Here is a 25,920-nt window from a genome sequence, read left to right on the forward strand (position 1 = left end):
ATTTATGGTTAGCAGTCGGTAAACGCGCCGCGCAGGTCGCGCTCGTGCCGCTTGAGCATCTCGCGCAGCTGTTGCCGCCCGCGCTTCAGCAGCGACTCCACCGCGGCCACGGTCGTGTCCATCACCTCGGCGATCTCGCCGTTGCTCATGTTCTCGTGATACGAGAGGATCACCGCGACGCGCTGCTGCTCGGGCAGCCGCTGCATCGCGACCTCCAGGAGATTGCCGATCTCGTTGCGCTCGATCACGGTGCTTGCGTCGAGCTGCGTGTCGGCGACCTCCGGCACGACGTCGACATTCTCGGTGCGCGGCTTGCGGCGCAGATCGATGCAACGGTTGCTGACGACGCGATAGAGCCAGGTCGAGAACTTGGCGCGGCCATGCTGCCAGCGGCCGCGATGCGTCCACACCTTCAGCATCGTGTCCTGCACCACGTCTTCGGCGTCTGCGGCGTTGCCGACGATGCGCAGCGCGATCGCGTACGCGCGATCGACATGGCGTTCGACGAGAGCACGAAACGCCGCCTCGTCGCCGGCGGCGAGGCGGTCGAGCAGTTCCTTGTCCTCGTCCTGGATCTCGACGGTGTCGAGTGGGCCCGCGTCGGCAACCGTGGGGACGTTGCTCCAGGGAGCAGCCGCTTCGACCGGCGCAGCCGCGGCCGCCGTGGCCTCCACTTCGACTGCCGCCATCACATCAAGCGCGTAACTCATCCGCCGCTCTCCAACCAACGCCGCAGGCACACATCCCATGCGGCTTCTGAGCGTTGAACGGAGGGGCTGAGCAAACCAGGCGGACTTTTTTCGTTATTTTTCAAATGCTTAACTGGATGCTTTTGCCGACCGCCCGGCAAAAGCTGCCGCTGCGCGAAGGCGCAGCCAGCAATTCTACGGAGTCTGGAGCAGTCGTTCAGCATCGCCTCGCATGCCCGCGGAAAAGTTCGTCGCGCCGGAAATCGCTGTTGTCACATCAACTAACGCCAAGCGAACACATGCATGCGCGGAGCATGCGAGTGATCCATCGCCGTTGGTCGCCATCTTGCATTCGACGATTGCGACTAGGCAATTTTTTCCGAATCACCATTTCGACGTTATCGGATTTTTTGAATCTGTCAGTCGCGAAGCGCGCATTTTCGAATCTCGCATCAACTTTTTTGAACTGACGCGCCTGATTTGTCTCACGCACACGTTCAACGCATGAGGACTGGCGGGAATTTTGCGCATGACGATCATGATGGTCGACGCAACGCGTCGAGCGCAGAATGTTTCTGCATGTTCATTCGATGTTTTCGATACGTTTCTGTTGCGCGCCTGCACGACGCCGGATGGCGTATTTGAAAGGGTTTTTCAGCTTTCGCGCATTGCTGAAAAATTTCCGAACATGTCCGTCAGTTTCGTTCAGCATCGAATCCAGGCGGAGGCGCGTGCGCGCAAGCTGGCGCTGGAGCGCAGCGGCTCCACCGAGGTGCGCATCGCCGACATCTATAAGTACTTTCCATTCAGGCTGTTCGGCCTGAGCCGCGACGCGTTGCAGGATCTCGCGCAGATCGAATTCGAAGCCGAGCTCGAGCTGTGCCGCGTCAATCCGGAAATGCTCGAGCAATATATCGACATGAGGCACGGCGGTTTCCGCACCGGCTTCATCTCCGACACCTACTGGAGCACCGACCAGCTCGCGCAGCTGCTGCGGTCCTGCAGTCCTGGACTGAGCTGGGATTTCCTCTACGCATCCTGCGATCACGGCAGCAGCAAGAGCGAGGCGCTGTTCGAGGCCTATCTCGCCGAGCAGAGCGTCGATGCGACGAGTTCGTTCCACATCGGCGACAATCACAACGCCGACATCAAGGGCGCCCGGCGCCACGGCATCCGTCCACGCTACTATCCGCAGGCCAGCGCGGCACTGGCATCGAAGCTTCAGCGCGAAACATCGATGTTCGAATTGCTGTGTCCCGATCAGCCGTCGCGGCTCGATTGTGGCGCACGCACGCTGCGGCGTGTGGTGACAGCACGGAGCGCAGAGCATTCTCCGGCCTTCAATCTCGGCGTGACCGTGCTCGGCCCTGTCATGGCGGCGTTCGACGCTTTCATCGAAGCGCGGCGTGCTGCGCTGGCTCGCGAGGGCGCGCGCGTTGCGATCGGATTCCTCGGCCGCGACGGCCTGCTGCCGTACCGCGTCTGGCAATCAAGCCATGGCGAGACCGGCGCCTATGTCGAGATCAATCGCCGCGTCAGCCTGGTCGGATCCGCCGATACGCTCGAGCCTCTCAGCGAGCTGTTGAGCCGCGTCGTCAAGATCGACGCGGCGACCTTCGTCGACATCGTCAAGGTGCAGCCACCTGCCGTGATGAAGTTCTTCGCACGATATCCCGACGGCATTGCGAGCGGCCGCGAGCTCGCCGACGCCCTGCCCGATCTGATGGACCCGCGCGAAATCACCGATATCGCCGCCGGCGTGCGCACGCGCCTGCTCGCCTATCTTCGCGCCAAGATCGCGGACTTCGACGGCTGCACCGACCTGATCCTCGTCGATCTCGGCTACTCCGCAAGCGTGCAGAAGTCGCTGCGGCGCATCTTCGATCGCGAGGGCATTCGCATCCGCCTGCATGGCACCTATCTGCTGACGCTCGACGATGCCTTCGACGACATCGCCGATGACGACACCGCGGAAGGCCTGATCTCGGATCGGATCGTCACGCCGCACGTCAAGCGCATGCTGATCCGCAACGTCGCATTGCTGGAGCAGCTTTGCTGCTCCGATCAGGGATCGGCGCGCGACTATCACGGCGGCGAGGTGTTGCGCGAAGGCGACCAGCGCCCCGCCGCTCAGCTCGCGCTGGCGAACGAGGTGCAATCCGGGACGCTGGCCTATGCGGCGCGCGCCCGTGAGCTGGCGCCGCGCTACGCATTGCAGCCCGACGCGGACCCCGCGGTTGCGGCGCGCTGGGCCGCCGCCGTGCTCGGACGCCTGCTGCTGCTGCCCGATGATGATGAGCTCGTGCTGCTCGGCGGCATCAAGCACGACGTCAACCTCGGCACGCAGGCGCTGGCGCCGCTGCTCGACGCCAATTTCATCAACGATTGCATCATCGCCCGCGGCCTCTCGACGGCATGCACGGCCCCGGCCCCGCCGATGTGGCTGGCCGGGAGCTTCGCCGCGCTGTCGCCATCGCACGCCTATCTCTACACGTTGTTCGGCGCCAATCGCCTGCCTGCGAACGTGTTCGGCGAGGCGCAATGCGGGACCTTGCAGGTCGGCCTGTTCGGGCGCGACGGCCAGGCATCGCTGGAAGCCGTCAGCGTCAATCATACCGGGCTCGGCGATCTCCGCCTGCGGATTCCCCTCTCGCGCCGCATGGCGGTCGCGACCATCGCGCTGCCGCTGGCAAGGCTCACCCGTCACGGAATGCTCCACGGCATCACGGTGCAATATGGCGAGAGCGTCGCGAAGGCTGCCGAGAGTTCGAACGTGAAGACGATCGCGGAACTTCGGCTGATCGAAGCTGGCCTCGAGAGGAGCGGCCGTCAGTTCCGCGCCGCCAGTGACGACGGCATGCTGTTGATCCCGGTCGACGGCTTCGAAGACGATGTTGCGATCTACACGATCGCGCTGACCGCACTTGACCATGACCGCATCCTTGCGGTCAAGGACCGCGACGGCAACGGAGCCCCCTCTGCCACGCTGTCCTGGCGCGCGGGCAATGGCGCGCAGGCAACCAACGGCAACTGATTTGTCCGCCTGATCTGGCCGCCCCGCCCGTAGAAGGTTAACGAGGGGTAGCGCGGGCATGATTTCGGCTGACACGATGCAAGCGGACGGCTTGCAGACGAATTTCGATCAATTACTGGCGGCGGACGGCATCCGGATGAGCGCCGCACAGCGCCGGCGGCTCGCATGGCTGTCCGACCGGCTCGGAGGCGCGGCCGTCCATCGGGCCGGTTCTGTGCCGGGGCGGGACCATGGCGTCATCATTGTCGTTGAACCGCCGAGCGGCCCCGCCGCCGAATTGCTCTACCGGTCGCTGCGCACCGACTGCGCAGTCGTTATACCGTTCGGCGAGAATCCCGCCTTCGATTTCCTGAAGTCCAAGCTCACCGACTTCGGGACGATCGGGCCGAGCTTCGATGGTCCGCACGAGATGTGGTGGGGCGGCCTCAACTGGCGCCCGATCGCGCCGACGGAGGGCTCGCGATCCGAGGCCGCGCTGCGCGTGGTGTCCTGCTATCCGCGCGCCCGCGGCGACGATCATGCCCGCGCGCTCCGGGAGAAGCTGGCTGAATTCGAGATCGCCTGCGACATCGCGCCGATCGACACCGCCGATGGCGAGCACATGCGCCCATCCGAGAAGTCCGGCTTCATGCTGCGGATGTGGCAAGAGCACCGTGAGCCGCTGCTCTTCATCGAGGCCGATGCAACGCTCAGCGAGCCGCCGCTGCTGCCGTCATTCCTCGATTGCGACATCGCGCTCCACAAGTGGAACCGGTGGGAGATGTCGGCGCGCACCCTCTATCTCGGCCGCACCCCGGCCGCCGAAGCGCTGCTGCGCAACTGGCATCACATCGCGACCGCCTATCCCGCGGTCTGGGAGGGCTACCTGCTCGACCAGGCCTGGAGCCTGACGTCGTCGCAGATGGCGCTCGACACCGTCTGGCTGCCGCGCTCGTGCCATGCTCCCACTGAGGACGCCGGCACGCCACGCCACATCACGATCGTTCACAACCTGCCCACCGACAACAGCGATCTCGGACCCGACATCGAATTCGGCGTCGCGATGCGCCCCGCCCGGCGCGCCAGCCGCAGCGGCGGCCGCGATGCCATGATCGTGATCAAGTCGCAGGCGGCCTCGAATGACGCAATCACGGTGATCATGCGCGACATCGCAACCAGCGACGCACGCGAGATGGCTGCCAGCATCGAGGCGGTCACCGGCGCATTCGCCACCGATTGCGGCGGGTTCGGCCGGCTCGAGCTGGCGCTCTGCCCCTGGCAGGACGATATCCGCGCGGCGAAATCGGCAGCCACCAGCGCGAACAACCGGATCATCGAGATTGCGCCGTGGCAGACCTTGCCGGCCGACCTGTTCCGCACCGTGGGCCAATCCCGCGATGCCGGCAGCGTCGTCGTCATGGCCGGGCAACGCGGCTGATATCGGCACGAGAGCAAGAGAAGGACATCGACATCATGAAGACCATCATCCTTCTCACCGGCGTCGCCAGCCAGCAATTCGCACTCACCGAGCTTTTGAAGGCGCACAATCCGGCGCTGTCGTTCCGCTGCGCGGTGACGGCCGAGGAGCTTGCGGCGATCGAGCCCGAGGTGTTGCGCGAGGCACGCCTGCTGGCATTCACCACCAGCGTCATCGTGCCTGAGAGCATCCTGGCGGCGCTCGGCCACGGCGCCTATAATTTCCACCCCGGCCCGCCGCAATATCCCGGCTGGGCGCCGGCGCATTTCGCGCTCTATGACGGCGCGCGCACATTCGGCGCGACGGCCCATGTGATGGCCGCGCGCGTCGATTCCGGTCCCATCGTCGGGGTCGAGTCCTTCATCATTCCCGACAAGATCGGCGTGCGCGGGCTCGAGCAGATCGCCTATGTGCGGCTGGCTCATCTGTTCTGGCGGATGTCGCGCGAACTCGCCCGTGATCCCTCGCCGCTCGCCGAGCTGGAGATCGCCTGGTGCGGGATCAAGAGCACCCGGCAGATGTACCGCGAGATGTGCGAGCTGCCCGCCGGCATCAGCCCGACTGAGCTCGCCCGCCGGATCCGCGCCTTCCACGACGACTTCCGCGCCATCCCGCTGACCGTCTCCGTGCACGGCATCCGCTTCCAGCTGGCGACGACCGCCACGCAGGCCCCCGAGGCGCCGCAGGTGGTCTCGCCGCCGCTCGCCGCGGCTTCTTAGCCGCGCCAGAAAATCTCACCGGGAATCGGCGAGCATTCCATTCAGAAGCGCTTCGGCCCGCTGCAGCAGCGGCTTCGCGCCACTGTCCGATGCAATCGCGATCGCCGTGCGCAACTGATGGAGAACTAGGTTCCTCTCGTTCTCGTTCGTGGCTGGCGATATCGTTGCCTCGCTGAACAGCGCCTCGGCTTCCAGACCCGCAAAACCCTGCTGCCGCGCGGTGTTGCGCACCTCGCGCAGCATGTTCAGCGCAGCCCGTGTATCGCCGAGCCGGCTGACAGCGAGCGCGAGGTAGATCGAGGCTCGCAGCACAATCGAGGTGTAGCCGACCGATCTGGCTTCTTCCCGGGCTTCAACAAGCGTCAGCCGCGCTTCATCGAGACGCCCCTGCTCCAGATATGCGATACCGAGATGGCACGTGACAACCGGCACAAAGAGGCGAATTCCATACTTCTGCGTGAGCGCGAAAGCCTCCTCCAAAATGTCAGCTGCTCCCGCGGGGTTGCCCCGGCCGAGCATCAGGAAGCCGCCGCTATATCCCGCGGCAACGCGATCAAACGGTCGATTGCTCTCATCGGCGATCGCGGCCGCGCGCTCGTGAAATTCGATGCCGGTGTCGATCTCTCCCAGCGTCGTGTGGGTCACGCTCTTCATCATGCAACACAGCAACAGCAGTGTTCTCGGCGTCGTTCCGGGCGGTGCGCTGGCATCCGGCCCGGAAAGGCGGAGGCACGCCTGTCCCAGCATCTGCTCAGCTTCACGGAACCGGCCAGCGATGAAGTAGGCCTGGCCAAGGCTGTATTGAGCCAGGTTGAGCCAACCGGGATTGCCCCATTCCCCGGCCAGGCGAGCGACCTCCTCGCCGGTTTCGATTGCCTCGATCGGCGTGCCGTAGAAGTTCTGGGCCCCCGACCTGACCGCCATCGCCGCGACCTTCCGCCCGATATCGTCGACTGCGTTGGCGCGTCCCTCCGCGTCCCTTCCGAGATCGAACCATTCGGCGACCTTGCCGGCGCTCATGAACGCCGTGCGCGCCTCGATGCGAAGGTCGATCGCATCCGCTTCGCGCGAGCGAGCGAACGGCGTCTTGTCGAGCGCGGCCATTGCGATCTCGAAGTAGTTGGTCGCATCGGCAAATGCCGATCGTGCCAGGCTCTTGCGCGCGGCAGTTCTGCCGTAGGCGAAGGCCTTTTGCCAATCCTTCGCCCGCATTGCGTGATAGCAGAGCTTGCTGGGCTCATCGTACGAACTGCCATTGCCTTCCAGTGTCGCAAGAATCCGTGCGTGGACGCTCTCGCGCAGCTTTTCGACCATCGAGTCGTAGGTCACCTGGCGAACCATCTCGTGCGGGAATTCGAGCAAGCCGTCCTGCTCGACATCGATCCTCACGAGAAATTCGACACGATCGAGCGCCGTCAGGCAGTGCTGAAAGGCCTCTTGCGGCAGGCCGGACACCTCACGCAGCAAGGATTCCGTCGAAGACGGTCCCAACGCCGCCGCAATCTGCAACAGCGCGCGCTCCTCTTTCGATATGCGATCCAGACGCGTGGCGATGACGCCCTGGATGCTGCTCGGAATCCCGAGATCACCGACCGGACGCGCAAGCGCCAGTTCACCCCAATGGCCCCGAAGGATTCCGCTGTCCTTGAGGCTGCGACAAACCTCTTCAATGAACAGCGGTACGCTCGCCGTATGAAGAACGACACGGTTCTTCAGATCAGCCATGTTCGCCGATGAGCCCAAGATGTCGTCCAGCATCTCGCGTCCGGCAACCTCATCGAGCGAACGCAACGCCGTGATTTCAGCATTGCTGCGCTCGACCCAATCCGGAATTCCATTGGGCCGGCTGGTCAGCAGCACCAGAAGGCCGGGTACCTTCAGTGAAGCGAGCGCGGCCATCACGGTCTCGCTGGCGCGATCGATCCAGTGCAGATCCTCGATGAGGATCACCGCGCGCCGGCGAACGACCAGGCCTTCGACTATCGCACAGCATGCCTCGCTGATCGCACGGCCGCGTGCGTGCGGCTCGAGCTCGCCCCATTCCGGATCCGATATCGGGCGATCGAGCACGGCATCGATGGCCGAACGCTGAATCGCCGTCAGATTGGTCACGCCGCTCGCGTCCGCCGCGGCTCCCTCCAGGATAGAGAGCAACAGGGCCTTGAGTGTGCTGAACGGCGCGCCTTGAAGATTCGGGCTGCATTCGGCGTGGATGGGAAGCCACCCTTCCCGGGTGAGCTGGTCTACGAACTCATGCACCAGCCGCGATTTCCCGATGCCGGGATCGCCGATCAAGAGTGCCGTTTGCCGCTCAGGGTCGGCATTGTGCGCCAACTGCCTGAGCAGCGCCGTTTCCTTCAGCCGGTTGACGAACCGCGCAACGCTACGCGCCCGGCGCACCCGCCAACTGGAGACATCCGTTGCGCTGGCGACGCGGTAGATCGGTAAGGGTTCGCTAAATCCCTTGAGCTGCTTCCGACCCAGATATTCAAACTGAACGTTGCCCTCGGCAAGGTTCTGACAGGCTTCGGACGCGTAGATCTGGTTCGGCTCGGCGACCGCTTCAAGCCGCGCTGCAAGATGCTGCGCCGCCCCGCCGATCTCGTAAACCTTGGAGTACTCGCTGGCGACCATATAGGTCACCACCCGCCCCGAATGGAGCCCGACCCGGACCTGCAGCCCCGGATCGCCCAACCCTGCGACCCGTCGAACCAGTTCGATCGCCGCATGGCAGGCCAGGGGCGCGTGGTTGTCGTCAGCGATCGGCGCGCCAAATACCGCGGCGAGCCCATCACCCAGCTCCTTGCTGACGATGCCGCCGAACTGGCGCACGGCGCCTCGCATCGCGATCAGGGCCGGCTCCAGGCGCGACACCGCCTCTTCCGGGTCCAAATCCGCGACGAGCCCCGTCGAGTCGACCACGTCCGCGCGAAGGATCGTAACAAATCGTTGTTCGCTATCGGGGTCCGCGCGCTTAGCTACAGCAGCACCGCATTTGGCGCACCAATTGTCGTCCGCTCCGATCGTCGACTGGCATGCAAAGCAAAGCATTCCCCTGCTCTCAAAGGCTACTGCGGTATCGCCGGCTCCCCCCGGTGAGCAGCCCAGGGTAGAGATTACCCATCGGGACCTGCTTATCAATCCGGACGTGCAATCCACTTGCATCCGCGCCAACCCGAGAGGTTGTCGAACTGGACGGGATACAGTCTTGAGTGGTAGGTCGGGGCGCGAGAGAAATCGGAAGGCGCGACTGGAGCCGCCGGACTATTCGATCGACGTACCAGCGTTGCATAATTTACGTATAGCCAGAGCAATTCAAAGTTGCAATGAAAGGGAAATCCTATGGGCGGAAGAGTATTCAATAATCAACAATTTAAAGATCACATCAACGCGCACTACTATCCTTTGCAGAACATGGTCAAGAGCGTCGCTATACTTAAGGCGTCGGAGCACATCGACATCGAAACGCTGGAATATGGCCAATACCAGCCGATCCTGTCGCCCAGAGACCAGTGGCCGGGCGGAACCGGCAAGCGGTGGCAGCGGGAGATGGGCAAGGCGCGCCTGGACCTGGCCACGCAGGCAAGCACCGCACCCCTCTCGAAGGACGAAGCCGGCGTCGTGCCGCTGACGAAGTGCGCCCTGCTGGATGCCAGCGTCCGCAAGTGCTTCAACTCCGAACCGCCGATCCCGATCAAGATCGACGTCAAGGAGCAGGACAAGACCGCGCCGAACGCCGATCGGCATGACATCCTGCTGGTCTGGGAGCATGCCAACGGCGACGATCAGCCGCCGACGCTTCTGCTGCTGACGATGGTCTGCCCGGCCTAACTCCTGATCGCGGGCGGCACCTGCTTACAATCGGCCTTGCACCAACGGCGGCTGCCTGATGGCAGCCGTGCCGGCGTGGCCGCCACGATCATGTGCCTCGCTTCAATCCGCTTTCAGGAGCCGGCGCGCGGCGCTGGTCGCGATGACGCCGGACGGCGCTGCAAGTGCGCCCTCACCGCGCGCTCCGCGGCACGCGCGGAGCCGAAATGGCCGCCGTCGAGGCCGTCAAAGGCGCGGTCCGAGGAGAAGAAGCAGAAGCCGCTGCTATCGCCGACAACAATACCCGCGGTGCGATCCGAGACTTCGATAATGTAGGCTTGGGACATTGGGGCTTGGGACATGCGTGCTCACGCGCCGAATGACGGCGTTCCTGTCTGATTGTCGGGTGCTCTGGATTTTTGAAGCGATCAACAACAGACGCCGGTCGCCGCTGAGACGCAGCGATGCTGCATGCGGCTTCGCATGTCGCACATCAAGCTGCGGGGGTTATGTCTCATTGCGGTGACCTTCAACACGAATATCGCGGATCAATATCCAGCCGAACCGCGCGGCGGTCAATGAAATGGCAGTCCAAAGATGACGGTCCGGCGCGATACCTCAGTCGCGACGGCCTGGAAAACAGCACAGATTTGGTGATGACGGCAGCGGCCGCTGAATTGCGGGGCCGGCCGGGCACCGCGCGTCTTGGTGCCCGGCCGCGATCGCTCAGGGCAGGATCGGCGGGTGATAGGTGAAGGTCGCCATCAGGATCGCGGCCAGCAGCATCACGATCGGGAAGTGGATGAAGAACTGCACCGACGTGTAACCGATCAGATCCTTCGACTTCAGGTCGAGAATGCCGAGCAGCGGCAGCATCCAGAACGGGTTGATGAAGTTCGGCAGCGTCTCGGCGATGTTGTAGACCATGACAGTCCAGCCCAGATGCGCGCCGATGTCGTTGGCCGCCTTCATGATGTAGGGCGCCTCGATGATCCACTTGCCGCCGGCCGACGGCACAAAGAAGCCGAGCAGCGCCGAATAGATTCCGACCAGGAACGAGAACACGGTGGAATTGCTGGAGGCACCGACGAACCAGTGCGCGATCGTGTCCGACAACGTGGTGCCGCTGCTGTTCGGCACCTTGGTCAGGATCTGGGCGATGCCGGCGTAGAACGGAAACTGCAGCAGCACGCCGGAGACGCTCGGCATCGCCTTGGAAAAGGACTCGATCAGGCTGCGCGGCCGCCAATGCAGCACGATGCCGAGAATGAGGAAGACGAAATTGTAGGTGTTGAGTCCCGACAGCGTGATCAACGGATTGCCCGACTGGAACGTCTGCCACAGCCAGCCGGCGGCAAGCAGCGCGATCAGGATCGTCAGCAGCGGACTGAACTCCAGCCAGTCGCCCGGACGCGCCGGCTTCCTGGCCTCGATGCGATCATCGTCGAGCGCAACGCCAAGGTCTTCCGCCGTCTTCGCCTGCTCCGCCGCCGGCGTCGTGAAATAGCAGATCGCTGCCGACACGACGCTCACCATCACGACGGTGACCATGTTCTGCCAGGTCAGGATGGTTTCCGAAAAGCCGATCACCCCGGTGATCGGCAGCAGCGATGCAGGAATGCTGCCGGCATTGGCCTGGAGCTGCGCAGCCGACGACGTGATGCCGAGGGTGAAGCCGCAGCCGAGCCCGAGATAGCCGGCCGCGCCGGCTGCCCGGTAGTCGAGCCGGATATCCGTGCGACGCGCGATCTCTCGCACCAGGAGACCAGAGAAGATCAGGCTGAGGCCCCAGTTCAGCAGCGAGAGAAAGATACTGAGCATCCCGACGAAGACCACCGCGCCGCGCCCGGTTTTCGGCACGCTCGCCAGCCGCGCCAGCACGGCCGCGACCGGCGGCGACATCGCCACGACGTAACCGCCGATCGCAACCAGGGCCATCTGCATCGTGAAGGGAATCAGATTCCAGAACCCGTCGCCGAACGCGCGGCTGACGGCGAGCGGCGAACCGCCATGCAGGATAGCGCCGGTGGCAACCGCAATCACCGCGATCAGGACGAAGACATACGCATCCGGAAACCAGCGCTCGGCGAACGCCACCAGGGCTTGCGAGAACCGCGCCATGATGTTGTCCGCGACAGGTTTTCGCAGGCTCACGGTTTGGTCGTGCGTTGCATTCGTCATCAATCTGATCCCCTTCCGGTGATGCGGTTCGTCTTCAATCTTGATTGGTCATTCAAAGTGCGAGCGTGAGATCGGTGAGCGGCACGGCCTGGCAGGTGAGGCACTGTCCCTCGGTGCCATCGACCGGACCGAGATGGGTGAACTCCCCATCGACCACCTCGACCGCGCAGCTTTCGCACTGCCCGACACGACAGCCGCTCGGCAGCGCGACGCCTGCCGCACTCGCCGCGTCGAGCAGCGTCCCCTGCTCCGGTCCCCACGAAAAGCTCTGCTTGCTGCTGGCAAGCCGGATGGTTCGCGGCGCGAGGTCGCTGGGCACCGATGGCGGCGACACGAAGCTTTCGGCGAAAATGTCGAACCGCGGGATGCCGAGCGCCGCTGCGGCCTCGATTTGCGCCGTGACGAAATCCGGCGAGCCGCAGATGTAGACCAGTGGCCGGCGCGCCAACGACGGCTTGACCTGTGCGAGATCGATCCGCCCGTTGCGCAACGCATGCGGGCCGACCGGGTCCTGCGCGAATGGCGCCGAGTAGAAGGTCACGCGCGTCAGCCCCGGCGTGGCGGCTTCCAGCTCCGCGAGCCGCTGCGCAAACGGATGCTCGCGGCTGCTGCGGCAGCCATGGAGCAGCACGATATCGGCGACACGATCCTGCGGCGCTGTGTGTTGCAGCGTCTCGAGATGGCTGATGAACGGCGTGATGCCGATGCCGGCGGCGAGGAAGATCAGCGGCCGCGGTCCCTTCAATGGCGGCGTGAAGATGCCGCCCGGCGGCTCCAGCAGAACCTCATCTCCGACGGCAAGCCCATGCAGACGATCCGGCATGAAGAACGGCCCATCGCCGCCCCTGGCTTCGTCGAAGAAGCGTCCCTTCACCGCAATCGACAACGCCTGCGGCAGATCGCCCGATCCGGTCAACGAATAGGCCCGCGCCTCGGTTACGCCGGGCAACGCGATCATCACGTGCTGCCCCGGCAGGAAGTCGGGCAGCGGACCGCCGTCAAGCGGCAGCAGGCTGAGGGCAATGACGTTATCGGCCTCGGCGCGGCGCTCGCCGACCACGAACCGCCGCTGGCCGCTCCACACGCCGCGGCTAGCAACGCCGTCGCGCCTGATATCGCAGACGATCGCGCGCAGCGGCACGGAGCCGCTGACCGGATCGCGCGCGTCGTCATGCAGCACCGCGTTGATATTGCGTGTGAGAACGCCTGCGGCAGCCGAGCGATCGCGGCCGAGCGGCGGACAATCCTCCCACCAGCCGAATTCGGCGACGACGACCCGCGCGTCGAGCGCCGCATTGAGCCGCACCTTCAGGCGCACGGCGCCGCCCTGTGTTTCCACCACGGCCCAATCGCCTTCCACAAGCCCGCGCTGCGCGGCGAGTTGCGGGCTGATCTCGACGGCCGGATCGGGCGACTTCCGCCGCAGCGAGGCGACATGCCGCCAGGAGGAGTGAATGAACCAGCCGCTCTTGGCGGTGGAGAGTACGAGCGGAAAGCGCTCGTCCGCGGCCGTCGTGAGCGGGCTGCCGACCGGTTCGACATGATCGGGCAACGGATCATACCCGTGTCCCAGCATCAGTTCCGAATAGATCTCGACGCGGCGCGTCGGTGTCGCAAAGCCCGCCGCCGTGCCGTCTTCGCGCGTGACGGCGTACTTCTCATCGCGGAAGGCCTGCGGGAAGCGCCGTCCTTCGGGATGCTCGCGCAGATCCTCGACGCCGATGCCGAGCGGTGCCAGCTGATAATTCCAGCCGGCCTCGATGTCGCCGCCGAAGAACAACTCGTCCATGCCCAGCTTGAGCGCGAGCGCGGCAGCGATCTCGTAATCGGCCTTCACCGCGCCGACCGGCTCGACCATGCGCGGGCGAAACTGCACGGTCTCGACGGCTTGCTGCGTGATCTCGAACCCGATCTTGAGCGCGTCGCGCTCCCACGGCGTGCTCGCAGGCAGAACGAAATCGGCGCTCTCCGCGGTCGGGTTCATGAACATGTCGATATGAACCTGGAATTCCAGTGCGTTCAGCGCGGCCTTGTTGCGCTCGGAGTGGCCCTGCGAGACGACGAAGTTGGTACCGAAGGCGACCAGTGCGCGTACTTGGTAAGGCTCGCCTTCCAACACGGCACGGCTGAAATCGCGCGCCGTGATCCAGCCCTTCGCGGGCGGGCCGAGCGGCAATTCGGCAAGGCCCAGCGCCTTGGCCTGCTGCTCCGGCGGCAGGATGTTGTAGTCGTTGAGGGCACGCGTCGGCGGCGGAACCGGCCAGCGATTGCCGCCGGGCCGATCGCAGGCGCCGGTCAGCGCGTAGAGCGACGCGATCGTGCGCTCAATCGAAGTTGCATTGGTGTGCTGGCCGACGCCGGTCCAGGAATGATAGGCAAGCCGCGGTCGACCAGCGAGCAGCGCATAAAACGCCGCGATGTCCGCGACATCAAGCCATGTCAGTTCCGCCACCCGTTCCGGTGTGTAAGGCGCAGCGCGCTCGGCGAGCAATTCAAAGGCGGTTGCCGCCGATATCATCCGGCCATCGCGTGTGCGGATCGAGAGCGCACCGCGCAACAGGCCACCGCGCTCCGGTGCGCGGCGTGTGTCGCAAGGCACCGGCGAGCCCGACGCATCGAGACGAACGAAAGCATCCGGCGCGCCGTCCGGCCACAGCGCGTCGGCACGGAGGAAACGTCCGGTCGTGCGATCGACCAGCAGCGATCCGTTGGTCCATTCGTTCACGAAATCCGCATCGAGGCTGCCGGTCGCGATGAGATGACGGATCGCGCCCATCGCGAGCGCGCCATCGGCGCCGGGACGGATGCGCAGCCACAGATCGGCCTGCTGACCCGAACCATTCGGCTTGGGATCGATGACGACGACCTTGGCGCCGCGCCGCCGCGCGTCGGCGATCCGCGTCGCCTGGGCGAGCCAGGTGCGCGCGGGGTTGTGGCCCCACAGGATGATCGCGTCCGCATTGTCGTAATCGGGAAAGCCGATGCCGCGGCCGAAGGTCAGCGCGTGCGCAAAGTCCTTGTGCCAGCCACAGATCTCGACTGCGTAGATCAAATTGGGGCTGCCAAAGCCGCGGATGAAGCGTTCGACCCATTCGAAGCTGTCGACCATCGGCGTGCCGCTCGGCGTCGTGACGCCGAACGCCACCGCCTCGGCGCCGCTCTCGGCGCGGATCGCGCGGAGCCGGTCGGCGATCTCGGTCAACGCCTCGTCCCAGGACACCTCGACCCAGCCCGGATCGGCGGCATCACGTGGACGGGTTCGCTTGAGGGGAACGGTCAGCCGGCGCGGGCTGCCGACGATTTCCGGGGCAGCCCGACCCTTGGCGCAAAGCGCGCCTCCGGTCGGGTGGTTATGCAATACCTCTACGCCGACAAGGCGCCCGTCCTCGACGACGGTGACAGCACCGCAGCGCGAGCGACAAAGCGTGCAATAGCCGGATAGCCGCTGTTTCACCGCCGTCTCATCGTCAGGTCAGCCCATGTGACGCATTTTTGTAATGCGTTACACATTTACGTCATACGCTACCGCTCCCGTCAAGGCTAAGTAATAATCAGGGACGAATCGGAGTTCCCGGCGAGAGGCGGCTGCGACCACCCATGGACCAGAATTTGCGCGAACAGGTGCTGCAGCGGGTGCGCGCCGAGATCATTTCGGGGCAAAGCCTTCCCGGCACGATGTATTCGGTGCCTAGCCTCGCGGCGAGCCTCGGCGTCTCCTCGACGCCGGTGCGCGAAGCTCTGCTCGAGCTCAGCCGCGGCGGCCTGGTCGAGCCGATGCGCAACCGTGGCTTCAAGGTCGTGGAGCCGACGCTGACCGAGCTGCGCAATCTGTTCGACATGCGCGAGGTGCTCGAGCTGCACGCCGCGGTGCTGGTCGCCGCCAATCCGCCAAAGGATCTACCAGCGGTGCGCGGCTGGGCCGATGAGATCGCGAGGGCCGTCGAGACCGACGACGTCCAGCTCTATCTGGAAGCCGACCGCGCCTATCATCGCGAGTTCATCGCCGCCGCCGGCAACGAGCTGCTGACCGAGATGGTGATGGGCCTGCGCGACAAGATGCGGCTCTATGGCATCAGCTCCCGCGCCGGCCACGAGCGGCAGCAGGCTTCGGTGCCCGAGCATTACCGGCTGATCGAACTCGCGCTCGCCGGCGAGACCGAAGCGCTGCCGACGCTGCTGCGCAGCCACATCCGCTCCTGGGAGCCGATCTTCGTCGACGCATTGATGCGCTCGAAGGACCACGCGCGCGAGCCGCTGCGGCAGGCGCGCGCTTGACGCGCGGAGCAGGTCGATCGCCGATGACCGGCTAGTCCAGAATGCTCTTATACTGCTCCGAGAAGACATCGCGGCCGATGATCAGCCGCATCACTTCCGAGCTTCCCGCCAGGATCCGGTTGACGCGCGCGTCGGTGAACATCCGGCTGATCGGGTACTCATCCATATAGCCCGCACCGCCGTGCAGCTGCACGCCGAGATCGAGCATCTTCCACTCGACTTCCGACGACATCATCTTGGCCTTGGCGCCCATGTTGCTGGTCAGGCGTCCTGCGTTGTGCTCGGACACGCAGTGATCGACATAGACCTGCACGAGATCGATCTCGGCATCCATCTCCGCCATACGGAACTGGGTGTTCTGCTGCTCGGCGAGCGGCCGGCCGAACAGCTTGCGATCCATCACGTAAGCGCGCGTGATATCGAACGCCCTGCGGCCATTGGCGATCGATCCGACTGCGGAGATCAGCCGCTCTTCGGCAAGGCCCTCCATGAGGTAGTAGAAGCCCCTGCCCGGTTCTCCCAGCACGTTGGCCTTGGGCACCTTCACGTTCTGGAAGAACAGTTCGGCGGTGTCCTGCGCCGGCATGCCCATCTTCTTCAAATTGCGGCCGCGCTCGAAACCTTCCATGCCGCGCTCGACGATCAAGAGCACCATGGCGTGCTTCTTCTCGGCGCCGGCGAGCTTGGCGGCCACGATCACCACGTCGGAATTGATGCCGTTGGAGATGTAGGTCTTCGAGCCGTTGAGCAGGAAATGATCGCCCTTGTCTTCCGCGGTGGTCCGCATGCCGGCGAGGTCCGAGCCCGCGCCGGGCTCGGTCATCGCGATCGCCAGGATGGTCTCGCCGCTGACGCATTTGGGCAGGAAGCGGTCGCGCTGCTCCTCGGTGCCGAAGCGCTTGAAATAAGAACCGACCAGGCGGCTGTGCAGCGTGTTGAACCAGCCCTTGCAGCCGGAGCGCGCGGTCTCTTCGATGATGATCTGCTCGTAGCGGAAGTCCTCATCGCCCATTCCGCCGTATTTTTCCTCAGGCCAGATCATCAGGAAGCCGAGATCGCCGGCCTTCTTGAATGCGCTGCGGTCGACGATGCCGGCCTCCCGCCACTCCTCCATATGAGGCGTGATCTCGCTCGCAAGGAACTTGCGATAGGAGTCGCGGAAGATGACCTGGTCTTCGGTAAAGCTGCGCATCATTCACCCAATAGCGCTCTCAAGCGGCGTGGATATCGGCCTGCCTGCGGCGGGCACTGACACAAAAATTTGGAGCGCCGGTTCTGCTGCAATCAAAACCGGCGCTCCCTGATCGAAACAGTCGCGGCCTTACTTGCCCTTCCAGTTCGGCGCGCGTTTTTCTGCGAAGGCAGCCGCGCCCTCGCGAGCATCCTCGGACACGAAGACAGGAGCGACGATCTCCTGCTGCTTCTTCCACATCTGATCTTCCGGCCAGAGCCGGGATTCGACGATCACCTGCTTGGAGGCCTTGACGGCGAGCGGGCCGTTGGCGCCGATTGCTGCTGCAAGCTCGAGCGCAGCGTCGAGCGCCGGGCCATCGGTGACGCGGTTGATGATGCCGAGTTGGTACGCACGCTCGGCGCCGAAGAACTCGCCCGTCAGTGCGAACTCCATCGCCACACGAATCGGCATCTGCCGCGGCATGCGGATCAGCCCGCCGGCCGCAGCCGCCAGTCCGCGCTTCACCTCGGGGATGCCGAACTTGGCGTTGCGGTTGGCGACGATCATGTCGCACGACAGCGCGATCTCCATCCCGCCGGCGAGCGCGTAGCCGTCGACCGCCGCGATCAGCGGCTTCTTCGGCGGCGCCTCGGTGAGGCCGGCGAAGCCGCGGCCGGGGATCGACGGCCGCTCGCCCTTCAGGAACCCCTTGAGGTCCATGCCCGAGCAGAACGTGCCGCCGGCGCCGGTGATGATGCCGACGCTGAGCGCATCGTCGCCATCGAGCCGGTCGATCGCCGCAGCCACGCCCTTGGAGAGGGCGAGGTTGGCGGCGTTTTTGGCTTCCGGCCGGTTCAGCGTGATGATCAGGATCGGTCCGCGGACTTCAGTGAGGACCGGAGTTTCTTCGGACATCGCTTTGGTCTCCTGTTGCCGTGGCAATCGCCTAGCGCGGGGCCATGCGGATGGCGCCGTCGAGACGGACGTCTTCACCGTTGAAGTAGCCGTTGGTGATCATGGTCAGCGCGAGCTGCGCATATTCCTCCGGCATGCCGAGACGCTTCGGGAACGGCACCGACGCGCTGAGCGCGGCCTTGACGTTCTCCGGCGCGCCCTGCAGCAGCGGCGTGTTGAAGATGCCCGGCAGGATGGTGTTGACGCGGATGCCCTCGGCCATCAGGTCGCGCGCGATCGGCAGGGTCATGCCGACGACGCCGGCCTTCGAGGCCGAATAAGCCGCCTGCCCCATCTGGCCATCCTCGGCCGCGACGGAAGCGGTGTTCACAACCGCGCCGCGCTCGCCGTGCTCCAGCGGCGACAGCGACAGCATGCCCTGCGCCGACTTGGCGATGCAGCGGAAGGTGCCGACCAGGTTGATCTGGATGATGCGGTTGAAGGCGTCGATCGGAAAGTGCGTGGGCTCGCCGGTCTTCTTGTCGCGGCCGGCGGTCTTCACCGCGTTGCCGGTACCTGCGCAGTTCACCAGGATGCGCTCCTGGCCGTGCGCCGCGCGGGCCTTGGCGAAGCCTGCATCGACCAGCTCGTCGGAGGTGACATCGACCTTGCAGAACACGCCGCCGATTTCCTTGGCGATGGCTTCGCCCTTCTCTTCGTTGAAGTCGAAGATCGCGACCTTCACGCCCTGCGCGGCGAGCGCGCGCGAGGTGGCAGCGCCGAGGCCGGACGCGCCGCCGGTGACAACGGCGGCGACCGATGAATCGAGTTTCATGCGTTATCCTTTCGCGATCAGAGGCGTTCGATGATGATGGCCGGCGCCATGCCGCCGGCGGCGCACATGGTGACCAGACCGTAACGACCGCCGCTGCGCTCGAGCTCGTCGAGCGCGGTGCCGATCAGGATCGATCCGGTCGCGCCGATCGGGTGACCGAGCGCAATCGAGCCGCCATTGATGTTGACCTTCTCGCGATCGAGTTCGAGGTCGCGGATGAACTTCTCGGCGACGACGGCGAACGCCTCGTTGATCTCCCAGACGTCGATGTCGTTCTTGGTCAGGCCGGCCTTGGCGAGAACCTTCTTGGCCGCCGGAACCGGCGCGTTGAGCATCAGCGTCGGATCATCGCCCTGATTGGCATAGGCGACGATGCGGCCGCGCGGCTTGAGGCCGTGCTTCTCGGCATATTCCTTCGACGTGATCAGGACAGCGGCGGCGCCGTCCACCACACCCGAGCTGTTGCCGGCATGATGCACGCCCTTCCACTCGAGGCCCGGATAACGCCGCTGGATCTGCTTCTTGAAGGTCACGCCGTTGCCGAGATCGAAGTCGGCAAGCTGCTCGAAGCTCGGCTTCAGCGAAGCAAGGCCTTCGGCGGTGGTCTCGGGGCGCGGGAATTCTTCACGGCCGAGCGCAACGCTGCCGTCGTCGTTGAGGACGGGGATCACCGACTTGGCGAAGCGGCCTTCATCGATCGCCCGCTTGGCGCGCTGCTGGCTCGTCAGCGCCAGCGCATCGCAAGCCTCGCGGCTGATCCCCTCGCGCGTCGCGATGGCGTCGCCGCACACGCCCTGGTGCGACTGCGGGTGAATCTCGTCAAGCGCCGGATTGCCCGAACCCATCATCCGCGCCGGCTGGCCCGCCTTGGAGCGCTCGGCTGCGAGGGTCTGCTGGTAGCTCATCATCTCGGTGCCGCCGGCGATGACGCAGTCTTCCATGCCCGACATCACCGAGGCTGCCGCGAGGTTCACCGAGGTGATGCCGCCGCCGCAGAAGCGATCCAGCGTCGTGCCGCTGGCGTTGATGTCGTAGCCGGCCGCGAGCGCCGACATGCGTCCGAGATCGCCGCCCTGCTTGCCTTCCTGGGTCGACGTCGACCAGATGATGTCGTCGACGGTCGATGTATCGAGCTTGTTGCGCGCCTTGAGCGCGGCGAGCACGGTTGCCGCCAGATGCTGCGGATGCAGGTGCGACAGCGCGCCCTTGCCCGGCTTGCCGATGCCGCGCGGCGTGCGCACCGCGTCGATGATGTATGCTTCAGACATGCGTTTCCCTCTGCTTTGGATGTTTCTTGACTGTGGGCTCGCGCCGATTGGGCCGGACCGTTTCCGCTGAGTCTTTTACTCCGGAACCGGCCGAGGCGTCAGCGGTGTGGCGTCACCGCAAGCGGCGCGGCAACCGGATTGCGCTGATCTTCGAAGTAGCGCGAGTTGATCAGCATGGACGGTTGCGCCGTCTCCCGCTCGTCGGCGCAGGCGGGCTTGTCGCCCCCTTCCGCAAACAGCGGGACGCTCGGCGCGGCGGCGTGCGGACCGAGAGCATATTTCTGCTCTTGCGGCAGGTAGATCAACTGCCCGATCTGGGTGAGGGTCAATGTGAGACGGGAGACCGTCGAGCGCGGAAGACCGCAGCGGTCGGCGATTTCCCGATTGCCTAGGCGTATGCTTCGGCCTTCGAAGCAACGCACGATGTCGAATGCGCGCGACACCACCTGGATCACGCGCCGGTTGTCCGTGCCGGCGGTCTCTTGCGCCATCAGTACCTCAGATCGACGTCCCATCGTTTACGCCTCACTCCTCATTTTGCGTTCGGGTGAACGGAGCCATTCTGGTTCGGGCAGGACGCGCCGATCCGCGACAGCGCTGCCGCGCGCAGCGCCACGCGGCGCTCGCGCGAGCGGACCTGCATCAAGGATCTGACCGCAGGCGCCCGGTCTTCCAGCCCACTGAAGCCGCGACCGCGCGGGACAAGCAGCTTCGGATATCGATGGCCGGCCGGCATCAGGCGGATTCTTTCCCTAGGGTTTCAGGCCTTAATTAATTGATTAATTAGTCAGGTGATTAAAGTGGGCGCTCCCCCCTGTCAACTGTCGTTGCCGCAGGGCGCCCCGCGCGGATCGCACCACGCTCAAACCGCTCGAGCCAGTTCGTCGGAAATGGTAGTCGCCGCAGCGTCGTGGCGACCTTCAAGCCGTGATCGAGCGCAACGCGCCGACGGCGTCACCGGTCAGCGCGGCAGTCGCCGGACGCGGCGAGCTGAGCCGCAAGCAGATGAGATCGGAGATGAGGAGATTTCGTGAGACGCGAACCGGGCAGCCGGATGGTCCGAATAGACACGGCTGCCGGCCGGAACGACCGCTGCGAGGGCTAAACCTAAGCTTCGAAAGCTTGGTGGGCGCACCAGGGCTCGAACCTGGGACCCGCTGATTAAGAGTCAGCCACGGGTCAAGCACAATCAATGACTTACCGGTCGCACGGCCGCGCTCATCCGGCTGAAAATGGGCATTCGTCGCAGATCGTCGCAGATCATAGTGCTTCGCTCGCTGCGCTGCCTATCCGAGTGGTCAGGACGTTTATCGATCTGTGCAGGAGGGCTGGTTCTTCGTCGGGACGAGGCCTCACTGTGTTGCCGGTACTGTTTGCTCGAATGGTCTGTTTTCGGCAATGAACCTCGCGGCAAGCACCAACGCGCCCATCGAGAATTCCTTACCATGCGCTGCGATCATGCGCTCGGACAGCTCCGCGAGCTCCTGGAAGAACTGATCCTTGCTTTCGGCTTCGTTTGGCACCTGGGTCGCTGTCATGAATTTCCTCCTGATCATCGCGCCAAGCCGCTCGGCCTTTTGGCTTGCGGCTATTTGAAAATGTGTGGTGGGAACGTCACGACGGCCGCCTCCCCGTCGCGTGTTCCAACTGCAAGATGCTGGCCGTCGCGAGACCATCGGAGGACCTGTACCGCGCCGCGGCCGGGCGATTTGACGATCAGCTCGTCGCCTTGCCCGATCTTGGCAACAACAAGCCTGCCGTCGTCGTAGCCTGCCGCGACCAGAGGGCGCTCCGGGTGCATCGCTACCGTCTCGACGAGGACAAATCCGGCATGGCCGGTGACGACACTCGTCGGCCGTTCGCTTCCCGCATCGAGGCTGGAGACGTCCCAGGCGACGATCCTGTAGGCTCCGCCGGTCAAGAGGATGCGGGAGTCCGCACTCCACGAGAGCGAAGTGACATCTGCCGGATAGTTGGCAATACGGACAGTCCGCGAGTCCGCGAGGCGCACCAAGGCAATACCCGTTTCCGCAATGGAAGCGGCCAACCAGCTCCCGTCGGGACTCCACGACAAGGCGGAGACCGAACCCAACACATAGGAGGCGACGGGATCGGGCCTTGCCCCGAAAGCGCGAACCAGCAGACCCCCATCGGTTCCCATCGCAAAGCGCCGGCCGTCCGGTGACACGGCCATTGCGGAGGCACGGCCTCCTGCGCGCTGCTGAAGCCAGCCGACATCGCCATCGGCGCGATAGAATATGACCGTTCCGTCGGAAGCTGCGAGTACGCCACCATCCGGGACCGCGGCGAGGAGATCGATGGCGGCACCGTGATTGGCAGCGACGCGTGTGACGCCGGATGCCGACACCTCCAGCAACCGGTCCCCCTCGCCTGCCACGAAGCCCGACGTCCCAAGGGAGGCGAGCTGAAGCGGAGCATCGCCGATGGTCACTTTCATCAAGGGCGGCACCGGCTTCCGCCTCGGTGAAATCGTCATCCGACCCTCGTCGAGCGCAACACGACAACGATCCTGCGGCGGCTCAGGGTCCTTGAGCGGCGCAATCGCCAGCCCACCATCGGCGAGCGCGAACGCAATCCCATCTCCCGCGGGATCGAACACGGCGTCGATCACGGGTGCCCCTACCGTCCAATGCCGCCCAAGCAGTTCGTAGAGCGTGGCGGTCTCTGCTTCGATCATGTCCATCGGTCGCCTCACGTTACGATCAACTTACCTGCTGGCGGCAATGCACCTGTCCAGTTCCTCAAGACGTCCCTCCAGCTCGGCGCACAGCGCATCGCAGGCCGCCATTTCGGCATTTGCTTTCTGCAAGCGCTCGCGTGCGTCCTCAAGTGCGCCGGCGACCGCTTGCGCGTTGCCGGTCGCCGCAATCTCCTGCTCGATCCGGTGAAGCTCGAATTCGGCACCGCCGCCAAGCTGACGATTGTGCAAATTGCGCGACTGGACTGCCGATATCTGCTGAACAACCTGCAGACGCAGGTTCAACATCTCGACAATGGTCGAGCCGGCGTCACTCATGCATCAGCCTCGATCTGGACCAGGATACGCTGCAGGCCACCGACATCGGATACGAAGTGCTGTTGCCCATCGCTGATGTGGGATTGCAGCGAATCCCACAGATCGACCCGCAGCAGCCGCGCCGGATCGCCGGCCATGGTCTCCAGGGCCTGCAGGCCGAACTGATGCCGCAGCCCGATGCCCTGCAACACGAAGTCCGTCAGCTCGCGCGCATGCATTTCGATGAAAGGACGCAACAGCGGATGGGCACCATAGTTGATGCCTCGCCTTGCGAGCTCGGTCTCGATGAAGCCTACGAAATGTCTGGTCAGCAAATCGCGGCTTTCGCCGACCAGATGCACCATGAAGGTGACGTCACGATCAGCGCGCTCTAGCAGCTGCGTCGCCAGCGTCGCTGCGGCGGACGGCCCTTCTTCCCCCCTCGGCTCATTCCAGACATTCGCCATGCCTGATCCTGTCCTCAGGTCCGGGAGCGATATTGGTGGAGTTTGCGATACAGCGTGGCGCGCGAAAGCCCGAGCTTTTCGGCGGCGGCTGCAATATTTCCGCCGGCGTTCGCGACGGCCCTCTCGATGGCACGACGCTCCATCTCGTCGAACCGCGCTATCTCTCCGCTATCCGATGTTGGCCGATGATCCGTAGGCTGTGACACTGCATGCGACGGGACGGCCACTTCCAGGAAATCCTCCGGCAAGTCCCTCGGTGTCACGATGCCGGTGAGCGTCATCAAGACCAGGTGCTCGATGAGATTGCGCAATTCTCGAACGTTGCCCGGCCACGAATAGTGCCGCAGCAATTCCATCGTGGCGGCCTCGAAACGAGGCGGTTGGGTGCTGTAAGTTGTCGCGAAGTGTCGACTGAAGTGATCGATCAATATCTCGACGTCGCCGGTACGATCGCGCAGCGGCGGGATCGTGATCTTGACGACACCAACCCTGAAATACAGGTCCTTGCGGAACCGTCCTTCCGCTACCTCCTGCTTCAAATTCCGATTGGTCGATGCGACAAGCCGGACGTCAACCGGACGCGGTTTGCTGTCGCCGAGCCGGTACACGGCCCGCTCCTCAAGCACGCGGAGCAGATACGGCTGGAGATCCAGCGGCAGTTCGCCAATCTCGTCGAGGCTCAGCACGCCGCCGTGGGCCAGTTCAAATCGTCCAGGCTTCCCTTCACGCGTGGCACCGGTGAAGGCGCCGGGAGCATGGCCGAACAGCTCGCCACCGAGAAGCTCCTTGGAAACCGCACCGCAATTGAAGGCAACGAAGGGTTCCTTGCCGGTCTTTTGACCGGCCGCGTGAACAAGACGAGCGAAAAGTTCCTTGCCGACCCCGGTCTCGCCTTCCAGCAGGATCGCCGACCGTCCGAGTGCAGCTCGCTCGACCTTCTCGACCGCCTGAAGCAGGACTTCACTGCAGCCGATCACCGCCTCCTTGGCGGACAAGAGTGCCGCGGAGGCCGTCGGCGCCATCCGGGATCCGGTCAGATTTACACGCGGCTTCGACGCAAGCACCAGCATCGCGCCCTTCACGGCACCGTCGATCACCAGCGGCTCGATCTGTTGCTCGCGCAATCCCTCCGGCAGCCCCCTGGCGAGGTCCGCGGCCAGGACACCTTCGTTGCTTGGAAGCAGCTGGATTCCGATACTCAAGTCCTGCGACTGCGCAATCCGCCGCAAGCGATTCGACGCCATCTCGTTGTGATGAACGACCCTGCCGAACCGATCGAGAATGACGACGCCATCAGCACTGTTCATTCCCGGCATACGCGAGATGCTCGCTTCGAGAAGCCGCATTCGCTCGATGCGAATCTTTTCCGAGAGCGCCAGCTCGATGTGGTTGGCCGTGACGACCGCCAGCGCGACGTTGTGCCGGTGAAAGATCGCCTGCGGTCCGGAGAAATCCACGATGCCGATGATGCTGCCGTCGATCGGGCTGCGAATCGGGCTCCCGACACAGGTCCATGCCTTGATGCCCTCGGAGAAGTGCTCGGCGGCATGGACATGCACCGGCCTTCCTGTGACGAGCGCAGTACCGATGCCGTTGGTGCCGGTTATCGTCTCGCTCCAAGCCGCGCCGACTTCGAGGCGAATATCGTGTCCTGCATCGATCGTCCGTTGATCGCCGCCGACTTCCAGCACGACGGCGTTCTTGTCGGTGATGATCAACATCGTGGCCGCGTCGCCAAGCACCGCCGCCACGCGGCGGAAGGTCTCGGCGCTCGAACCGAGCAGGTCATCATTCTTCAGACGCAACTCATACAGATCGTCCGGCGAAGCGACCAGATTGCTGCCCTTGCCACGCGCATTGACTCCGGACTCGACACTACGCTGCCAGGAGGCCTCGATGATTCCCCGCACCGGCGCATTCTTGCGCCTGAGGTCTCCGAACGTCAGAAAGTCTTCCCACGCTCTGTTCGTTTCGCTCTCATCATACGGCCGCCCTTGTTCCCCTTCCGTGGCGTCCGGGGCTTTGTAGCCTTCCAGGGAAATTGGCGGCTTGGCCATGAACGTTTCCGTCAGCATTGGAGCACCATACTCACGTTGGCAAAC

General features: G+C 64.4%; 20 protein-coding genes and 1 pseudogene. 6 read left to right on the forward strand and 15 right to left on the reverse strand.

Features of this window, described 5'->3' with window-relative positions; genetic code table 11:
• Positions 1 to 8 precede the first annotated feature (8 nt).
• A complete protein-coding gene (locus QMZ05_RS00730; RefSeq protein ID WP_095735623.1) occupies positions 9 to 710 on the reverse strand; it encodes an RNA polymerase sigma factor in 702 nt (233 codons plus the stop codon).
• A gap of 211 nt (positions 711 to 921) precedes the next feature.
• Here QMZ05_RS00730 and QMZ05_RS00735 point away from each other — a divergent pair, with 211 nt between their 5' ends.
• From QMZ05_RS00735 to QMZ05_RS00750, 4 genes are all read left to right on the forward strand, one after another.
• Entirely contained in the window at positions 922 to 1,197 is a 276-nt protein-coding gene (locus tag QMZ05_RS00735; protein WP_353699017.1) for a hypothetical protein, read from the forward strand.
• Between the two features lie 180 nt (positions 1,198 to 1,377).
• Entirely contained in the window at positions 1,378 to 3,723 is a 2,346-nt protein-coding gene (locus QMZ05_RS00740; protein ID WP_353699018.1) for a hypothetical protein, read from the forward strand.
• A gap of 58 nt (positions 3,724 to 3,781) precedes the next feature.
• Positions 3,782 to 5,140, forward strand: coding sequence for a hypothetical protein (locus tag QMZ05_RS00745; RefSeq protein WP_353699019.1), 1,359 nt, complete (start codon positions 3,782 to 3,784; stop codon positions 5,138 to 5,140).
• A 32-nt stretch (positions 5,141 to 5,172) separates the two neighbouring features.
• A complete protein-coding gene (locus tag QMZ05_RS00750) occupies positions 5,173 to 5,898 on the forward strand; it encodes a formyltransferase family protein (RefSeq protein WP_353699085.1) in 726 nt (241 codons plus the stop codon).
• A gap of 15 nt (positions 5,899 to 5,913) precedes the next feature.
• Here the strand turns inward: QMZ05_RS00750 and QMZ05_RS00755 are convergent, their stop codons facing one another.
• The gene (locus tag QMZ05_RS00755) at positions 5,914 to 8,949 is read right to left on the reverse strand and encodes an adenylate/guanylate cyclase domain-containing protein (RefSeq protein WP_353699020.1); all 3,036 of its coding nucleotides are present in this window, start codon (positions 8,947 to 8,949) and stop codon (positions 5,914 to 5,916) included.
• 291 nt (positions 8,950 to 9,240) lie between these two features.
• Between QMZ05_RS00755 and QMZ05_RS00760 the strand changes: the two genes are divergently transcribed.
• Positions 9,241 to 9,729, forward strand: coding sequence for a hypothetical protein (locus QMZ05_RS00760; protein ID WP_353699021.1), 489 nt, complete (start codon positions 9,241 to 9,243; stop codon positions 9,727 to 9,729).
• A gap of 113 nt (positions 9,730 to 9,842) precedes the next feature.
• On the opposite strand, the gene QMZ05_RS00765 is transcribed toward QMZ05_RS00760, so the two are convergent.
• From QMZ05_RS00765 to QMZ05_RS00775, 3 genes are all read right to left on the reverse strand, one after another.
• Positions 9,843 to 10,070: a hypothetical protein gene (locus QMZ05_RS00765; protein ID WP_353699022.1), complete on the reverse strand. Its 228-nt coding sequence runs from the start codon at positions 10,068 to 10,070 to the stop codon at positions 9,843 to 9,845.
• Between the two features lie 364 nt (positions 10,071 to 10,434).
• Complete coding sequence (locus tag QMZ05_RS00770; RefSeq protein WP_353699023.1) at positions 10,435 to 11,889, reverse strand: TIGR00366 family protein; 1,455 nt, start codon at positions 11,887 to 11,889, stop codon at positions 10,435 to 10,437.
• A gap of 52 nt (positions 11,890 to 11,941) precedes the next feature.
• Positions 11,942 to 15,343: a molybdopterin-dependent oxidoreductase gene (locus QMZ05_RS00775; protein ID WP_353699024.1), complete on the reverse strand. Its 3,402-nt coding sequence runs from the start codon at positions 15,341 to 15,343 to the stop codon at positions 11,942 to 11,944.
• 143 nt (positions 15,344 to 15,486) lie between these two features.
• Between QMZ05_RS00775 and QMZ05_RS00780 the strand changes: the two genes are divergently transcribed.
• Entirely contained in the window at positions 15,487 to 16,164 is a 678-nt protein-coding gene (locus tag QMZ05_RS00780) for a GntR family transcriptional regulator (protein ID WP_353699025.1), read from the forward strand.
• A gap of 31 nt (positions 16,165 to 16,195) precedes the next feature.
• Here QMZ05_RS00780 and QMZ05_RS00785 read toward each other — a convergent pair whose 3' ends face one another.
• From QMZ05_RS00785 to QMZ05_RS00830, 10 genes and pseudogenes are all read right to left on the reverse strand, one after another.
• Positions 16,196 to 17,359, reverse strand: coding sequence for an acyl-CoA dehydrogenase family protein (locus QMZ05_RS00785; protein ID WP_353699026.1), 1,164 nt, complete (start codon positions 17,357 to 17,359; stop codon positions 16,196 to 16,198).
• 126 nt (positions 17,360 to 17,485) lie between these two features.
• Complete coding sequence (locus QMZ05_RS00790; RefSeq protein ID WP_353699027.1) at positions 17,486 to 18,253, reverse strand: crotonase/enoyl-CoA hydratase family protein; 768 nt, start codon at positions 18,251 to 18,253, stop codon at positions 17,486 to 17,488.
• A 31-nt stretch (positions 18,254 to 18,284) separates the two neighbouring features.
• Entirely contained in the window at positions 18,285 to 19,067 is a 783-nt protein-coding gene (locus QMZ05_RS00795; RefSeq protein ID WP_163156503.1) for an SDR family NAD(P)-dependent oxidoreductase, read from the reverse strand.
• A gap of 17 nt (positions 19,068 to 19,084) precedes the next feature.
• Complete coding sequence (locus tag QMZ05_RS00800) at positions 19,085 to 20,335, reverse strand: acetyl-CoA C-acetyltransferase (RefSeq protein ID WP_146990439.1); 1,251 nt, start codon at positions 20,333 to 20,335, stop codon at positions 19,085 to 19,087.
• A gap of 245 nt (positions 20,336 to 20,580) precedes the next feature.
• A pseudogene (locus tag QMZ05_RS00805) lies at positions 20,581 to 20,850 on the reverse strand (helix-turn-helix domain-containing protein); the annotation flags it as partial.
• Positions 20,851 to 21,687: 837 nt separating this feature from the next.
• On the reverse strand, positions 21,688 to 21,873 hold the full coding sequence (locus QMZ05_RS00810; protein ID WP_066512385.1) for a hypothetical protein: 186 nt from the start codon (positions 21,871 to 21,873) through the stop codon (positions 21,688 to 21,690).
• A 50-nt stretch (positions 21,874 to 21,923) separates the two neighbouring features.
• A complete protein-coding gene (locus QMZ05_RS00815; RefSeq protein ID WP_353699028.1) occupies positions 21,924 to 23,039 on the reverse strand; it encodes a WD40 repeat domain-containing protein in 1,116 nt (371 codons plus the stop codon).
• Positions 23,040 to 23,063: 24 nt separating this feature from the next.
• A complete protein-coding gene (locus QMZ05_RS00820) occupies positions 23,064 to 23,372 on the reverse strand; it encodes a hypothetical protein (protein WP_353699029.1) in 309 nt (102 codons plus the stop codon).
• Positions 23,369 to 23,818 carry a hypothetical protein gene (locus QMZ05_RS00825; protein WP_353699030.1) on the reverse strand — a complete coding sequence of 150 codons (450 nt, stop codon included), beginning with the start codon at positions 23,816 to 23,818 and terminating at the stop codon, positions 23,369 to 23,371. The genes QMZ05_RS00820 and QMZ05_RS00825 overlap by 4 nt, the downstream gene beginning before the upstream one ends.
• A gap of 14 nt (positions 23,819 to 23,832) precedes the next feature.
• Positions 23,833 to 25,875, reverse strand: coding sequence for a sigma-54-dependent Fis family transcriptional regulator (locus QMZ05_RS00830; RefSeq protein WP_353699031.1), 2,043 nt, complete (start codon positions 25,873 to 25,875; stop codon positions 23,833 to 23,835).
• Positions 25,876 to 25,920: the final 45 nt, after the last annotated feature.

The organism is Bradyrhizobium sp. INPA03-11B, from assembly GCF_040446015.1.
Taxonomy (GTDB): Bacteria; Pseudomonadota; Alphaproteobacteria; order Rhizobiales; family Xanthobacteraceae; genus Bradyrhizobium; species Bradyrhizobium macuxiense_A.

Coding starts and splice junctions, on each gene's coding strand:
- QMZ05_RS00730 (WP_095735623.1), bottom strand. CDS start 710: ATGAGTTACGCGCTTGATGTGATGGCGGCAGTCGAAGTGGAGGCCACG.
- QMZ05_RS00735 (WP_353699017.1), top strand. CDS start 922: ATGCCCGCGGAAAAGTTCGTCGCGCCGGAAATCGCTGTTGTCACATCA.
- QMZ05_RS00740 (WP_353699018.1), top strand. CDS start 1,378: ATGTCCGTCAGTTTCGTTCAGCATCGAATCCAGGCGGAGGCGCGTGCG.
- QMZ05_RS00745 (WP_353699019.1), top strand. CDS start 3,782: ATGATTTCGGCTGACACGATGCAAGCGGACGGCTTGCAGACGAATTTC.
- QMZ05_RS00755 (WP_353699020.1), bottom strand. CDS start 8,949: ATGCTTTGCTTTGCATGCCAGTCGACGATCGGAGCGGACGACAATTGG.
- QMZ05_RS00760 (WP_353699021.1), top strand. CDS start 9,241: ATGGGCGGAAGAGTATTCAATAATCAACAATTTAAAGATCACATCAAC.
- QMZ05_RS00765 (WP_353699022.1), bottom strand. CDS start 10,070: ATGTCCCAAGCCCCAATGTCCCAAGCCTACATTATCGAAGTCTCGGAT.
- QMZ05_RS00770 (WP_353699023.1), bottom strand. CDS start 11,889: ATGACGAATGCAACGCACGACCAAACCGTGAGCCTGCGAAAACCTGTC.
- QMZ05_RS00780 (WP_353699025.1), top strand. CDS start 15,487: ATGGACCAGAATTTGCGCGAACAGGTGCTGCAGCGGGTGCGCGCCGAG.
- QMZ05_RS00785 (WP_353699026.1), bottom strand. CDS start 17,359: ATGATGCGCAGCTTTACCGAAGACCAGGTCATCTTCCGCGACTCCTAT.
- QMZ05_RS00790 (WP_353699027.1), bottom strand. CDS start 18,253: ATGTCCGAAGAAACTCCGGTCCTCACTGAAGTCCGCGGACCGATCCTG.
- QMZ05_RS00795 (WP_163156503.1), bottom strand. CDS start 19,067: ATGAAACTCGATTCATCGGTCGCCGCCGTTGTCACCGGCGGCGCGTCC.
- QMZ05_RS00800 (WP_146990439.1), bottom strand. CDS start 20,335: ATGTCTGAAGCATACATCATCGACGCGGTGCGCACGCCGCGCGGCATC.
- QMZ05_RS00810 (WP_066512385.1), bottom strand. CDS start 21,873: ATGACAGCGACCCAGGTGCCAAACGAAGCCGAAAGCAAGGATCAGTTC.
- QMZ05_RS00815 (WP_353699028.1), bottom strand. CDS start 23,039: ATGGACATGATCGAAGCAGAGACCGCCACGCTCTACGAACTGCTTGGG.
- QMZ05_RS00820 (WP_353699029.1), bottom strand. CDS start 23,372: ATGAGTGACGCCGGCTCGACCATTGTCGAGATGTTGAACCTGCGTCTG.
- QMZ05_RS00825 (WP_353699030.1), bottom strand. CDS start 23,818: ATGGCGAATGTCTGGAATGAGCCGAGGGGGGAAGAAGGGCCGTCCGCC.
- QMZ05_RS00830 (WP_353699031.1), bottom strand. CDS start 25,875: ATGGCCAAGCCGCCAATTTCCCTGGAAGGCTACAAAGCCCCGGACGCC.